Below are 12,028 nucleotides of genomic sequence, written 5' to 3'. Positions count from 1 at the left end.
AAGCGTGAGCGGCCGGGCCGCGTCAGCCGATCCGCGTCGGGTCGGGCTTCGCCGCGTCGGAGGCGACGGGCGGGTGCGCGGCTTCCAGCATGCGGGCGATGCCGATGCCCCCGGCCTTCGCGATCTGGGCGCCGATCTGTTCGGCCATCATCGACTTCCAGATCGAGCCGGCATTGCCCTTGCCGAACACCGCGGTCGCGTTCTGGGGCAGCATCGATTCGATGAAGGTCTGCAAGACGAAGGCCTCGAATTCCTGCGGCGGCGTGCCCTTGGCCCGCGGGGGCGGAAGCGTCGCGGCGGTCCGGAACCGCGTCAGGATCGTGTCGACATTCCCCTGCGGCGTCGCGGGGATGCCCGCACCGCCGGCCAAGGCCGCGCCCAATGCATCCGCGAAGGCGCCGGGGGCGCCTTGCGTGAGCTTGGTGACGGCGGCCTGGTAGCGGGCCGGATCCGCGGCGCGCGCGACATCGAGGACAATATCGGAGGGAAGTTGGACGCTCACGGCGATCTCGTGTCCGGATGTTCGTGACCACGACACGTCTGGTCACCGGGCTCGACTGAACCCGTCGGGGATGCTGACTGGTCAAGGGGCTTATCAGGCCTGGCTGACCGGAGGCTTGCCTGCGCGGCCCCCACGAGGCTGTCCAGGCGTTCGGCCCAGTCCTGCTTCTCCACCTGCTGCCGGCGCTCGGCCTCGAGACCGTCGACCCAGCGTTCGGCCCGCTTGTGCTGCGTCGCTTGCGTGATCAGGTGCTGGGCCGCCTTGTCCCGCGCCGCCCGCAATCCCTGCGCCTCGATCGCCAGGTTCTTCAGGCGCCGGACCGCCGCATCGCGCAGCGGCTCGAGAAACGCGGACGCCTCGTTGAGGGCGCGAATCACGTCGGCCTGCGCCGCGTCGACGTCCTGCACCCGCCTCTCCGCCTGGGCGAGTTCCCGCTCGGCGAGCCGGTGCATCTGTTCCTGGACGTGGAGGAGCCGCGTGGCCCGGCCGAGGCGCGCCTGCATCTCAGCCTCTCCTGAGCCATTGCCCGTAATCGAGGGCGAATTGTCCGAAGAAGTCCTTCGAGAGGAACATGAACAACAGCATTCCCCCCGCCAGGAGGAACGGCGTCGCGATGAAGAAGATCGGGATCTGCGGCGTGAGCTTGTTGGCGAGACCGAGCGCGAAGTTCACCACCATCGAGTAGACGATGAACGGGCTGGTCAGCCGCAGGGCCATCGTGAAGGCCGCGCTGGTCCGGTCGACCAGCCCGGCGAGCATCGGGCGCGACCCGAACGGGTCACCGGCCGGGATCCGGTCGTAGGATGCGACCAGCCCCCGGAACAATTCCCAGTGCAGATCCGTGACGAAGACCAGTATCGTCGCCACCATCATGGTGAGCGAGCCGACGACGGATTCCGCCTCGCTGTCGGCGACCGGCGTCCCGGGGATGCCCCCGAGGCCGATCATCGTCGCGAGGGCGCTGCCCATCGTCTCGATGGCGAAGAAGAACGACCGTCCGAACAGGCCGATGACCGACCCGGTCAGCGTCTCGCACAGGATCCACCACAGGGTATCGGCCGGCGACGGGTTGCGCAGCCCGCCGCCGAGCTTCGGCAGGAGCATGGGCGCCAGGGCCAGGGATACCGTCAGGGCGATCAGGAGGCGGATGCGCGGCGCCACCCGCGCGCTGGAGATGCCCGGTGCAACGAGCAGGCAGCCGCCGATGCGGCAGAAGATCATGAAGACGCCGAGGATCGACTCGGAAACGTTGACCGTCACGAAATGGTGCCGAGGGACCGGATCTCGACGCCGCGCGCGATCTCGACATGCGACAGCACGGCGACGGTCGGGAAGATGCGTTCGATGATCATCCGCACGTAGCTGCGGACCTCCGGTGCGGTGACCAGGGCGAATCGGTGCGAGGTCTTCATGTGGGCCCGGATCGCTTCCGACGCCTCGACGCCGAACTGCTCGATCAGGCGCGGATCGATGTCGACCTCGTACACGTCGCCCTTCGAGTCGCGCTTGAGCCCCTGGTGGAAGGTGAGGTCCCAGCGGCTGCCCAGCCGCAGCACGTTGAGGGTGCCGTTCTCGGCGAGGTCGCCGCAGATCTGCTGCGCGATGCGCAGGCGAACGTGCTCGGCGATCTGCTCCGCCCGGCGGGCATGCGGCACGATCTCGGCGATGGCCTCGATGATCAGGTGCAGGTTCCGGATCGAGACCCGCTCCGCCAGCAGGAGCTTGAGCACCGCCTGCAGGCCGGAATACGAGATCTGCGACGGGCAGATGTCCTCGACGAGGCGCTTGTATTCCGGATCGAGCCGGTCGATCAGCATCCGCAGGTCCTTGTAGGACAGGAGCTGCGGCAGGTTGTTGCGGATGACCTCGCTGACATGGGTCAGCATCACCGAATGCCAGTCGATCGGGCTGAACCCCTCGCGGCGGGCCTCCTGGGCGTAGGCCTCCGGCACCCAGACCGCCTTCATGCCGAAGGCCGGCTCGTGCACTTCCTCGCCGATCAGCGAAGGCATCGGCCCGTCGCCGACGACGATCAGCACCTCGCCCGGGCGCACCTGCTGCGAAGCGATGACCGTGCCGTGGATCGCGATCTCGTAGGTCTTGCTGGGAACGGTGGCGGATTCGACCAGCTTGATGTCCGGGACCACGAACCCGTATTGCTGCGCGAACTTCCGGCGCATCCGCCCGACCCGCTGGGCCAGCTCGCCTTGCGCGCCCAGCATCTGCACCGCAAGGTGCTTGCCGAGGCGCAACTCGATCTCGGCGGTCTTGAGCGAATCCTTCACGGCCTCGCTCTCGCGCTGCGCCAGCAGCTTCTGGCTCTCCTCGGCCTGCGCCTGAGCCGCGACCTTCGATTGCGCCTCCGCGATGCGGCGGGGGATCAGGTAGGCGACCACGCTCATCAGGATGCCCAGGACCGCGAAGGGCACGAACGGCATGCCGGGCATGATCGCGAACAGCATCATCAGGCCGGAGGCGACGAACAGCGCCCGGGGATAGGCGCTGAGCTGGCCGAGAACCGCCTGCTCCGCCGTCCCCCGCGTGCCGCCCTTCGAGACCAGCAGGCCCGCGGCGAGCGACACGATGAGCGCCGGGATCTGCGAGACCAGGCCGTCTCCGACCGAGAGCTTGGTGAAGACGTCGGCCGCCGTGGCCAGCGGCAGACCATGGCGGGTGACGCCGATGATGATCCCGCCGAAGATGTTGACCGCGATGGTGATCAGGCTGGCGACCGCCTCGCCGCGCACGAATTTCGAGGCGCCGTCCATGGAGCCGAAGAACGCGCTCTCCTCCTCGAGCTCGCGCCGGCGCTGCTGGGCCTGCTTGTCGTCGATCAGCCCGGCGGAGAGATCGGCGTCGATGGCCATCTGCTTGCCCGGGATCGCGTCCAGGGTGAAGCGCGCGCCGACCTCGGCGATGCGGGTCGCGCCCTTGGTGATCACCAGGAAGTTCACCGTGATCAGGATCGCGAAGACCACGAGGCCGATCACGAAATCGCCGCTCATGACGAATTGCGAGAAGCCCTGGATCACGTGGCCGGCGGCGTCGACGCCGGCATCGCCGTTGGCGAGGATCAGGCGGGTCGTGGCGATGCCCAGGGCCAGGCGCAGGAGCGTCGCGATCAGCAGGATCGTCGGGAAGGACGAGAATTCCAGGGGCTTCTGGATCCAGAGCGCCACCATCAGGATCAGCACGGACAGCGCGATCGAGAAAGCCAGCCCGATATCGATCAGGATGGCCGGCACCGGCAGGAACAGGACCGCCAGGATGGCGATGATCCCGACCGCGAACCAAATATCGCGTCGGACCCTGCGCTCCGGCGTGAAAGCTTCAACGGCCGCTGCCACGCGTTCAACCCCTCCGTGCCCGTGCCGGTTCTGGCGCACCAAGCTTGCGCCTGGGTTGCGCGGGCCGCGGTATCGCCCGGCGTGACCCTACCGGCTGCTGTCGACGTGGCTGCCGCCGGCGGGTGACGGCTGCGTCCTCTCAGAACCCGGAGATGATCTTGCCGTAGACCAGCTCGGTGAAGGTGTAGATCTGGCCGCCGACAAAGGAGCCGGTCGCGATCATCACGAGCAGGGTGACGATGATCTTCGGGACGAAGGTGAGGGTGGCTTCCTGGATCTGGGTCAGCGCCTGGAACAGGGCGATCAGGATCCCGACCACCATCGCGGCCGCCACCGAAGGCCCGGAGGCGACGATGATGGTCCAGATCGCGGTGCGGACCAGTTCGAGCGCATCGACTTCGTTCATGGTGCTCGACGTGGCATCACGGGAAAAGACTTTGGAATCAGCAAAGCTGCGGGCTGTATGTCCGCGCGGGCACCGGTGCCGGAGGGCCGCGCCTCGATCCGCGTGGCCCTGCTCCGCCACTTCGAGGTCGGGAAATCCACGCCAGACCGGACGCCGCAACGACGGCGTCAGGAGATTTTCAGGCCGGGGCCGTAGGGGATGTCGGTGCCGGTGTCGAGATGCGCGACCACGCCGGTATCGGTCACCTGGACTGAGGTGACCTTTCCGCTGACCTTATCGTCTGCGGAGGTGATGGTGCGGCCGACCAGCCCCTGAGCCTGCGTCATCGACGAGGACTTGAGCAGCGAATCGAGCTTGTTGTTCGCATTGACGCTCTGCTCGACCTGCGAGAACGAGGCGAGCTGGCCCATATACTCCGTCGATTTCATCGGAGCGGTCGGGTCCTGGTTCTTCATCTGCGCGAGAAGAAGACGGAGGAAGTTGTCGTAGTTCAGCGTCGAGGATTTCTCAGCCTGCTTCTTCTTCGCTTCCTGAGCCTTTGCGGCCGCATCTGCGCCCGCTGTGCTGTTGGCGTTGGTGGCTGGCACGCTCATGATTCTACCTCCCTCAAACGGGGTTGGCGGTCCCCGGGCGTCCGAAGGCGCCCGGGTTGGAAAGGTCGGTCACCAAGCGTGCCCGGTGGGCATCCTCCGGCTCGAACAGCCCGCGCAGGACGCGCAGGCCGTCGAAGGCCCGACCGGAATCGAGAAAGCTGCGCGCCGTCGCGAGGGCGGCCACGATGCTCGGATCCGGCCCACGGTCGAGATAGGTCCATTCCACCGCGTCGTAGGCCGACCGGACCCGCTCGGCGTTCCTGGGGTCGATCAACATCGCCTGCGCGATGAAATAGAGCTGCCGGATCGGCGTGGTCGCCTCCTCGGCCTGCAGCACATGGGCCTCAAGCAGGAAGGTGGCGTCGTTGAGCAGCTCGATCGTCACCTTGCGATCGACCCGCAGGACGGCACCGTTGATGAAGATCCGCTCGCGACCGCGCAAGCTGAGATTGATGGAGCGGCTCATCGCAGGCCGTCCCGGATCATGGTGTTGATGTAGATCAGGCTCTCGAAGCTGGACGCGTCGCCGCGCATGATCTGATCGGTCTGGCTCATGTTCCAGAGACCGATCGAGATCAGGTCCGCGCGCAACTGGACGGCCAGCTCATTCTCAGGCTTCGCGAGGTCGTCGATGAGCAGACTCCACAGGCGCTGCACGAAGCTGACGGCTTCGGAGCGCGCCTCGGCCGGCGCATCGGGCGCGTCCGCGCGTTTCATCAGTTCGATGGCCCGGTCGAAGGCCGCGCGTTCGCGCTCCCGGGCCAGGGAGGGCGAGTCTTCCATGATTTCCGCGTAAGACGCGCCGTACATCGCAGATTTGCCTCTTGTATAGTATAGGGACGGAGATCGGCCCCGGTATCCCGGCCCGTGCCGCTCAGATCGTCTGCCGATAACTCGTGAAGCCGAGATCAGACATAGTCGATAAGACTGAGCTTCCGGGTCTGACTGGTCAGAGAATAGGAGATCTGCAGAAGGGTCTTCAAGTTCTCGACGCGGGAACTGGCTTCCGCGCGATCCACATTTTCCAGGGATCCAAATCCCTCGGTCAGGATGTTTTTCTGTGCGTCCAGCTGAGTCCCCAGGGTCGTGACCCTGGCTTCGACGGCGCCGAGATCGGCCTGGAGCTGGGTGACGCCAACCGTTGCCAAACCGGCCACGCTGCGCATCTTCTCGTACACGACCGACTGTGTCGCCGGGGCCAGGCTCGCCAAGCCGACATCCGAACCGATCGTGTATATCATCGCGAGTTGCCGGAAGGCCTGCGCGTTGGCGTTGGTGGAGGTTTCCGGATTCTCGCCGGGGCCGATCTCGTTGCGGATGTTGGTGTTCGACGCGGAAGACCAGTTATCGCCCCATTGCGGGTCGGCGAACAGGGTGGCGACCGGGCCGTCGAGGAAGCTCTTCATCTGCGCCGCAGTGATCTGGGACGCCCCCGGCTGGGTACCTGGCGGGAAGCCGAACGCCGTCTGGAAGGCCTGCGTGAACGCCGTCTTGGCTTTCGATTGCGGGGATGCCTCATAATCCGCGAGCGGACGCTGCGCCGAGTTGATCCCGGAGAAGATGAATTGCCCGGCTGTCGAGCTGTTCATCTGACCGATGAAGGCCGAGAGCTTCGAAGCGGCCGCCTGCGCAATGATACCCCCACTCGCATCGGTCAGTTTCCCGGGCGCGATGAGGGCGAGAAACGCCTCGCCATCAGAGCGGATCTGATTGAGCGCCGTCTGGCTGTTGCCAAGCCGGACCTTGGTCAGATCATTGCGCTTCTGCTGCTCCGTGATGGCATCGACCTGCTGGCGAAGATCGAGGGTCGTCGCGGTCTTGTAGCCGAGTTCGAGGCCGACATCGGCGTAGCGCCCCTTATTGACCTCGATATTCGCCTTGGCCAGATCGGCCTGTGTGCGGGCGGTTGTGGAGCGGGCGCTGTTCAACAGCGTCGCCGTTGAGATGAAGCTGGCTTTCATGGCGCTACCTCACGGCATCGAGAAGGGTCTGCAGCATCGCGTTGACCGTGGCGAGGAGCTTGGCGGAGGCCGCATAGGACTTCTCCAGTTCCAGCATCGTCGCCACCTCGTCGTCGCGATTCACCCCTGTCGCGTTGGAGAGCGCGGTCGAGGCGCGGTCGAGGAAGGCCGATTCGTCCTCGACCCGCTTCGAGGCCCCCTTGCGGGTCGCTTCCAGCCAGCTCACTGAAGCTCCGGCTGCGGTCAGTAGCGAGGCCGAGGCCGGAAGCTCGGAATCCGATGGGAAGGGCCGCTCCGCCCCGAGCGCGGATTGCAGCGCGCGAAGGTGGTCGACGTACGAGGCTGCGTTGGTGTCGTTGTACGTGTACTGAGAGCCCGCGTTCATGCCGCCGTCGCGCAAGGTGAACGGGTTGCCTCCCAGTTCCGGATCCGCTTTGGCATTGACCTGGATGGAGCTCGCAAGGCCGGTGTTCACCGCCGGAAGCGCCGTGTTGCCAGCATTGGTGAACAGGCCGGCGAATGCCGTTCCAGTCGCCGAATTCTTGTCCGTCTCGGCGAAGGCTTTGATCAAGCCGCCCGCGATCGCGTCGAGCTGCTTCTGATAGGTGACGGCGGCTTCATCGCGCACCGTCATCAGCCCGACGATGCGGCCGGCCTGAAGCGGCATCATCGAGCCGTTGCCGGTCACCCGGATGCCGTCGATCAGGACGGCGTTGCCTGTCGTGCCGGCTCCAAAGGCCGTGGTCGGGGCGAAGGTTACGGTTCGGGCGCCACGGTCGAACAGCGGCGCGCCGTTGTCGGCGTAGATCGCCATATCGTTGCCCGCCCGAACGGACGTGTGGATGCCGATCTCCTGGGACAATTGCGCCAGGATCTTGTCCCGGTTGTCGAGTGCGTCGCTGATATCGGCCCCGGTCGTCGTTCCGAGCACAACGGCCTTGTTGGCTTTATCGAACTGCCCGAGCAGGTCGTTAATCGTCCCGACCGATTTGGCGATATCCTGGTCCGCATCGAAGCGGACTTTCTGGACCGTCGCGCTCGCCTGGTTCAGGGTCCGCGCCAGATCCTTGGCGGCCGCGACGGCGGCCTTGGCCAGGTTGATGTCGTTGGGCTGGCCCGCGGCATTCGCCAGCGCCGTCTTGACGGCACTGATCTTGGCGGAGACCGAACGGCCCTCTTCCGTGTCGCCGACCGTGTCCTCCAGGCTTTGCAGGCCCTTGAGGATCTCCGTCCGGCCGGCGAGCTCCGACGTGCTGTGGATCGTTTTGTCGAACAGCAGCGTGTCGCTCGCGCGGCTGATGACGACGCGGACCGGCCCGTCCGTGGTCACCAGCGACGCGATCTTGCGCGAATAGGCCGGATCGTTGACGCCCGCGATGTTGCGCGACACCACGCCGGTGCTGGTCGCGTTCGCCTGCAAGGCGCCGCGCGCCGCCTTCATGGCAACGGAAAGGCTCATCCCCGGTCTCCTTCAGCCGAGCGTCAGCGCTTCAGATTCACGAGAGTCTCGAGCATCTCGGTGCCGGTCTGGAACACCTTCGAATTGGCGCCGTAGCCGGTCTGCGATGCGATCATCGTGGCCAGCTCGTTGCCGAGGTCGACATTGGAATCCTCGAGCGAGTTGGACTGGATGGACCCGCGGCCTCCGACGTTGGCGAAGTTGACCCGCGGGTCGCCCGATTGCGGCGTGATGTCGAACACGTTGCCCGAACGCGGGGTCAGGTTGTCCGGGCTCGCCACGGTCGCGAGCGGAATGCGGAAGGCGGCGGCCGTTTGCCCGTCGCCGAAGACCGCGTAGACCGTGCCATCCGTGTCGATCGCTGCGTGATCGACGGCCTGAGGACTATTCCCGTCAACTTTGCCGTCGAACACGAATTGACTCGCCAGCTGGCTTACATTGGCGAAATCAAACGTAAAAGGCTGACCATTGGGAATATTGAAGCTCATCTTAGGGGGATTGGCCATTTTTCCGGCGCCGTCGAATGTCAACGCTGTCGGGCCTGCCAGGATGGTTCCAGCTTTATGATCGTAGGCGGAAACCTTCCAGTTCCCGGACGAGTTCTTGATAAAATAAAGATCCACTTGAACGGGATTGCCAAGATTATCGTAGGCATTGAAGTTTGTCGCAGAAGTAAAATTACCAGCAGGATTGGCGGCCGTAGGAGGAGTCGGGTCGCCGCCAAGATTATCCGCGTTGCTATTGAGGACGGCGCCGCCGTTGATGAAACCCTTCGTGGACGGGTTGCTCTTCATCGCCATCGAAGCGAGGTTGACGGGAACCAGCCCATTGTAGCTGTTCATCGACGGGACCGGTGTGCCCGAGGCCAGGTTGTAGCCCATCAGGTGCATACCCGCGGCGTTCACCAAGTCCCCTGTCCTGGCATCGACGACGAAATTGCCGGCCCGCGTGAGGGATGTCTTGCCACCTTCGTCTTTGACGATGAAAAAGCCATTCCCATTGATCGCAATATCGGAAGAACTCGTCGTCGCGGTCGTGTTGGATTTTCCGGAAACTTCGTGACGCACGACAGTCGTGACGCCGCCGGAATTGTAGGATCCGTTGCCGGAATCGGTCAAAAGCGAAGAAAATTGCGTCGATCCGCGCTTATAGCCGACGGTGTTCTGGTTCTGGATGTTGTCTGCAACGACGCCGAGCCGGTTGGACTGGGCGTTCATTCCGGAAACACCGCTGTTGAGGACACCATACAGACCCATGACGCGAATCTCCGTTGTTGGACGACGTTGCAGGACTTCAGATCAGGAGTCGCTTGCGCGAAGCTTTCGGCCCCACATTCCGTGAGCGCTGCCTTGAGCCCTGCGCGGGCGATCGCGTTGGGTTGGCGGCACCGGACAGCGCCTCATCCCGCCCGCAGCGCGTTGGCGAGATCCAGGAAGGCGTCGAGGCTCTGCGGGTCGCTCGGATCCTGCCGCAGCGCGGCGTAAATCTTCGGGACCAGGGCCACGGCCTGGTCGAGCTCCGGATCGGTCCCCGCTTGGTAGCCGCCCATCAGGCGCAGGTCGCGGGAATCCTCGAAGCGGGCGATCAGGCTCTTGAGCGTGCGCACGAGCTCGCGCTGCTGCGGCGTCCAGACCAGGTCGGCCAGGCGGGAGATCGAGCCGAGCAGGTTGATCGCCGGGTAGCGGCCCTGGTCGGCGATGGCGCGATCCAGCACGACGTGGCCGTCGAGGGTGCCGCGGATGCTGTCGGCCACCGGATCGTTGTGGTCGTCGCCGTCGATCAGCACCGAGAAGATGCCCGTGATCGTGCCGCCGCCCTCAAGGCCCGGCCCGGCCCGCTCGAGCAGGCGCGGGAGGTCACCGAACACGCTCGGGGGATAGCCCCGCGCCACCGGCGGCTCGCCGGCCGCCAGGGCGACATCCCGGGCGGCGTGGGCGAAGCGCGTCACCGAGTCGAGGATGAGCAGCACCGACTGGCCCTGATCGCGGAAATACTCGGCCACCGCGAAGGCGAGCTTCGGGGCCTGCCGGCGCATCATCGGGCTCTCGTCCCCGGTGGCGACGACCACGACCGCGCGGGCGCGGCTCTCCTGGATCGGCCCCTCGAGGAACTCCCGCACCTCGCGCCCGCGCTCGCCGACCAGGGCGACGACCACGGTGTCGAAGCCGGAGCAGCGGGCCAGCATCGACAGCAGCGTCGACTTGCCGACCCCCGATCCCGCGAAGATGCCGATGCGCTGCGCCGCGCAGAGGGGCGTGAACAGATCCAGGGCCTTCACGCCGGTCTTCAGCGGCTGGTCCACCCGAGAGCGGCGCATCGCCGGCGGCGGGCTGGCGTCGAGCGGCATGGGCTGGGGACCCTTGGGGAGGTCGCCCGCCCCGTCGATCGGCCGACCGAGCGCGTCGATGACCCGGCCCTTCCAGGCCTCGCAGGGCCGGGGATCGAACGCCGTCACCCGATAGGCCAGGGATCCGAGGCCGGCCTCGATCCGGGTGTCGAACGGCTTGAGGATCACGCCGTCGCCGTCGATCCGGACGACCTCGCCATCGATCCGCTGGTCGTTTGCCTCGATCTGCATGCGGTCGCCGAGCTTCAGCAGGGGCAGGTTGATCTTGATGCGGCAATGGCCGAATCCGATCTCGCTCACCGAGCCGCCGACCCGGATGACCGGGTGTTCGCCCCGGTCCTCGAGGGCGAGGGCGAGCTGATCGAGCGCGTTCATGGAATTCTCCGGAGCCCCTGCCCCGGGCCATGCATTGGCAGCGGGCGGCGCAGCTCTGCGGTCATGTTTCGAACGGCCATCCGGGCCGACGTCGCCCCCGGCGGGCGTGCCGTCCTGCCTCGCGCAGGACAGGCCTCGGAACCGTGAGGTTTCAAAAGGTCCGGGACCTTTTGCGGGTCCAGGGCAGAGCCCTGGTGCCCCAGGTGCGCCCCTGAACCTCTCAACAGGCTGAACCCTCTGGGCACGCCATCCGTCCCTGAAGGCCGACGATCGTCGGGGCTCCGTCCGCCGTTTTTTTAGGAGGCCGGACCGAGGCCGCGGATCGCGCTCTGCAGCGACGATTCCGTTTCCGCCACCGCGGCGGCCGCGCCCTCGAAGGTGCGGGTGATCATGATCAGCCGCGACATCTCCATGACCGGGTTGACGTTGGCCCCTTCCTGGAAGCCCTGCTGCACGCGGACAGCCGTCTCGCCCCGCTGGTTGAAGTCGAGGATCGGGGTACCCGGCCTGTCCGAGGAGACGGCGTTGCCGTCGACGCGGGTGAGCGTGGCCGCGCTGTCGAGGCGGAAGACGCCGAGCGCCCCGATCTGGTTGGTCCCCTGCGAGATGATCCCGTCCTGGCCGATGGTGATCGGCGGTCCCTCGGGATCGACCGTGATCGGGGACCCGCCCGGATCCAGGACCGGCCGCCCGTTCAGGTCCTGAAGGTCGCCCGCGGCCGAGATCTGCATCCGGCCGTCCCGCGTATAGACCAGGCCCGACCGGCCCCGGACGGCCAGCCAGCCGTCGCCCTGGATACCGACGTCGAGGGGGCTGTCGGTCTTGTTGAGCGGGCCGGCCTTGCGCGACAGGAAGGTCTCGCCCGGCGTGGCGAAAGCCACGTCGCGCCCGCCCGCCTGGGACAGGATCGTCTCGAACTTCACCTCCTCGGCGCGGTAGCCGGCGGTTCCGAGGTTGGCGACGTTGTTCGCCACCGTGTTCAGGCGTTGTTCGAGGGCGACCTGGGCGGATAGCGTGACGTAGAGCGAGGATTGCATG

13 protein-coding genes are annotated in these 12,028 nt (G+C 66.1%); all 13 read right to left on the bottom strand.

All coding sequences use genetic code 11. The features are described 5' to 3' along the window. Positions 1-22: 22 nt before the first annotated feature. Positions 23-502 carry a rod-binding protein gene (locus tag LGR69_RS32085; protein WP_230367144.1) on the bottom strand — a complete coding sequence of 160 codons (480 nt, stop codon included), beginning with the start codon at positions 500-502 and terminating at the stop codon, positions 23-25. Next, complete coding sequence (locus LGR69_RS20170) at positions 499-1,005, bottom strand: hypothetical protein (RefSeq protein ID WP_122159953.1); 507 nt, start codon at positions 1,003-1,005, stop codon at positions 499-501. Before LGR69_RS20170 ends, LGR69_RS32085 begins: the two co-directional genes overlap by 4 nt. 1 nt (position 1,006) lies before the next feature. After that, positions 1,007-1,762: a flagellar biosynthesis protein FliR gene (gene fliR, locus LGR69_RS20165; RefSeq protein ID WP_230367143.1), complete on the bottom strand. Its 756-nt coding sequence runs from the start codon at positions 1,760-1,762 to the stop codon at positions 1,007-1,009. Continuing rightward, the gene (gene flhA / locus LGR69_RS20160; protein WP_091864374.1) at positions 1,759-3,849 is read right to left on the bottom strand and encodes a flagellar biosynthesis protein FlhA; all 2,091 of its coding nucleotides are present in this window, start codon (positions 3,847-3,849) and stop codon (positions 1,759-1,761) included. The genes fliR and flhA overlap by 4 nt, the downstream gene beginning before the upstream one ends. A gap of 139 nt (positions 3,850-3,988) precedes the next feature. Beyond that, positions 3,989-4,255 carry a flagellar biosynthesis protein FliQ gene (fliQ, locus tag LGR69_RS20155; protein WP_230367142.1) on the bottom strand — a complete coding sequence of 89 codons (267 nt, stop codon included), beginning with the start codon at positions 4,253-4,255 and terminating at the stop codon, positions 3,989-3,991. A gap of 167 nt (positions 4,256-4,422) precedes the next feature. Further along, positions 4,423-4,848, bottom strand: a complete 426-nt coding sequence (flgD, locus tag LGR69_RS20150) for a flagellar hook assembly protein FlgD (RefSeq protein WP_122159950.1) — start codon at positions 4,846-4,848, stop codon at positions 4,423-4,425. A gap of 13 nt (positions 4,849-4,861) precedes the next feature. After that, positions 4,862-5,314, bottom strand: coding sequence for a flagellar biosynthesis repressor FlbT (gene flbT / locus LGR69_RS20145; protein ID WP_122159949.1), 453 nt, complete (start codon positions 5,312-5,314; stop codon positions 4,862-4,864). Then, positions 5,311-5,658: a flagellar biosynthesis regulator FlaF gene (gene flaF, locus LGR69_RS20140; protein WP_268868683.1), complete on the bottom strand. Its 348-nt coding sequence runs from the start codon at positions 5,656-5,658 to the stop codon at positions 5,311-5,313. Before flaF ends, flbT begins: the two co-directional genes overlap by 4 nt. Positions 5,659-5,756: 98 nt before the next feature. Continuing rightward, the gene (locus LGR69_RS20135; RefSeq protein WP_230367140.1) at positions 5,757-6,809 is read right to left on the bottom strand and encodes a flagellar hook-associated family protein; all 1,053 of its coding nucleotides are present in this window, start codon (positions 6,807-6,809) and stop codon (positions 5,757-5,759) included. Between the two features lie 4 nt (positions 6,810-6,813). Further along, complete coding sequence (gene flgK, locus LGR69_RS20130) at positions 6,814-8,268, bottom strand: flagellar hook-associated protein FlgK (RefSeq protein WP_230367139.1); 1,455 nt, start codon at positions 8,266-8,268, stop codon at positions 6,814-6,816. Positions 8,269-8,291: 23 nt separating this feature from the next. Beyond that, complete coding sequence (locus tag LGR69_RS20125; protein ID WP_230367138.1) at positions 8,292-9,524, bottom strand: flagellar hook protein FlgE; 1,233 nt, start codon at positions 9,522-9,524, stop codon at positions 8,292-8,294. A gap of 143 nt (positions 9,525-9,667) precedes the next feature. Next, on the bottom strand, positions 9,668-10,990 hold the full coding sequence (gene fliI / locus LGR69_RS20120) for a flagellar protein export ATPase FliI (RefSeq protein ID WP_230367137.1): 1,323 nt from the start codon (positions 10,988-10,990) through the stop codon (positions 9,668-9,670). Positions 10,991-11,286: 296 nt separating this feature from the next. Further along, on the bottom strand, positions 11,287-12,027 hold the full coding sequence (gene flgF, locus LGR69_RS20115) for a flagellar basal-body rod protein FlgF (RefSeq protein ID WP_091864383.1): 741 nt from the start codon (positions 12,025-12,027) through the stop codon (positions 11,287-11,289). Between the last annotated feature and the right edge of the window lies 1 nt (position 12,028).

The organism is Methylobacterium brachiatum (genome assembly GCF_020523825.1).
Lineage (GTDB): Bacteria > Pseudomonadota > Alphaproteobacteria > Rhizobiales > Beijerinckiaceae > Methylobacterium > Methylobacterium brachiatum.
The sequence above is the reverse complement of the archived record's forward strand: the minus strand, read 5'-3'. Positions and strand labels throughout refer to the sequence as shown.

Bases quoted from the DNA above. Each gene is read 5' to 3' on its own strand.
- LGR69_RS20170 (WP_122159953.1), bottom strand. From the start codon at position 1,005: ATGCAGGCGCGCCTCGGCCGGGCCACGCGGCTCCTCCACGTCCAGGAA.
- fliQ (WP_230367142.1), bottom strand. From the start codon at position 4,255: ATGAACGAAGTCGATGCGCTCGAACTGGTCCGCACCGCGATCTGGACC.
- flgD (WP_122159950.1), bottom strand. From the start codon at position 4,848: ATGAGCGTGCCAGCCACCAACGCCAACAGCACAGCGGGCGCAGATGCG.
- flbT (WP_122159949.1), bottom strand. From the start codon at position 5,314: ATGAGCCGCTCCATCAATCTCAGCTTGCGCGGTCGCGAGCGGATCTTC.
- flaF (WP_268868683.1), bottom strand. From the start codon at position 5,658: ATGTACGGCGCGTCTTACGCGGAAATCATGGAAGACTCGCCCTCCCTG.
- LGR69_RS20135 (WP_230367140.1), bottom strand. From the start codon at position 6,809: ATGAAAGCCAGCTTCATCTCAACGGCGACGCTGTTGAACAGCGCCCGC.
- flgK (WP_230367139.1), bottom strand. From the start codon at position 8,268: ATGAGCCTTTCCGTTGCCATGAAGGCGGCGCGCGGCGCCTTGCAGGCG.
- LGR69_RS20125 (WP_230367138.1), bottom strand. From the start codon at position 9,524: ATGGGTCTGTATGGTGTCCTCAACAGCGGTGTTTCCGGAATGAACGCC.
- fliI (WP_230367137.1), bottom strand. From the start codon at position 10,990: ATGAACGCGCTCGATCAGCTCGCCCTCGCCCTCGAGGACCGGGGCGAA.
- flgF (WP_091864383.1), bottom strand. From the start codon at position 12,027: ATGCAATCCTCGCTCTACGTCACGCTATCCGCCCAGGTCGCCCTCGAA.